The organism is Bartonella sp. AC62GZZY (assembly GCF_042196525.1).
Lineage (GTDB): Bacteria > Pseudomonadota > Alphaproteobacteria > Rhizobiales > Rhizobiaceae > Bartonella.
On record NZ_JBHIQN010000102.1, the window covers coordinates 316 to 543 of the forward strand.

Genomic DNA, 228 nt, shown 5'->3' on the forward strand with positions numbered 1-228 from the left:
GCGAGTCGTATATTGGGTGCCATCCGTCATAACAACGGTAATCCTATGATAGTTGGGATGAATATTCGCTTTCATGCGGCAAACCTTCTGTTTTATACAACGAAATGACACTTGCTTTCTTTTTTGAGTGCACTTGCTTCGTCTTTTTGGTAAGTTAATTAGACTATTCTTTCTATAACTGAGCACGCGTCAAAAAACAAGTGTTCAAGGTATGTTGTTGTATCAAGA

Annotated in this window: 1 protein-coding gene; it reads right to left on the reverse strand. The window is 38.2% G+C overall.

What is annotated here, in order from left to right; genetic code table 11:
- A partial coding sequence (locus ACFIML_RS09390) for a 50S ribosomal protein L31 (protein WP_375688066.1) occupies nt 1–75 on the reverse strand: 75 nt, incomplete at its 3' end.
- Between the last annotated feature and the right edge of the window lie 153 nt (nt 76–228).